Raw genomic sequence first — 355 nt, forward strand, 5'->3', positions numbered from 1 at the left:
ATCCCCAAAATTTAAAATTTCATTATCACAAAATTTGGCATGCACAAATTGAGCTTTGGTTTCAATGCCCATCATAGAATGGCAATCTGTTAAAGCAGCTAGTTGACCTGAACCAGTAATGTGATCGGCATGCAGATGAGTATCAATAGAAGCAACAAGTTTTAATCCTAATTGATTAATTAAAATGGATATATTGTTTAACATGGGTCCTGACTGAATCAATAATTACTGCATGCTTGCTATCCATGGAACCTATTAAATAAGTATATGTGCAAGAGTCTTGATCAAACATCTGGTGGAATATCATGAAATCTCCAAACTCATAAAAATAACGATAAGTTATCAATAAAGCAAA

2 pseudogenes are annotated in these 355 nt (G+C 32.7%); both read right to left on the reverse strand.

The features are described 5' to 3' along the window. A pseudogene (locus tag OK13_RS13765) lies at positions 1-204 on the reverse strand (hypothetical protein); the annotation flags it as partial. After that, positions 176-355 (reverse strand): annotated as a pseudogene (locus OK13_RS15645) (hypothetical protein); the annotation flags it as partial. The pseudogenes OK13_RS15645 and OK13_RS13765, both read right to left, overlap by 29 nt.

Source organism: Legionella norrlandica (genome assembly GCF_000770585.1).
Classification (GTDB): domain Bacteria; phylum Pseudomonadota; class Gammaproteobacteria; order Legionellales; family Legionellaceae; genus Legionella; species Legionella norrlandica.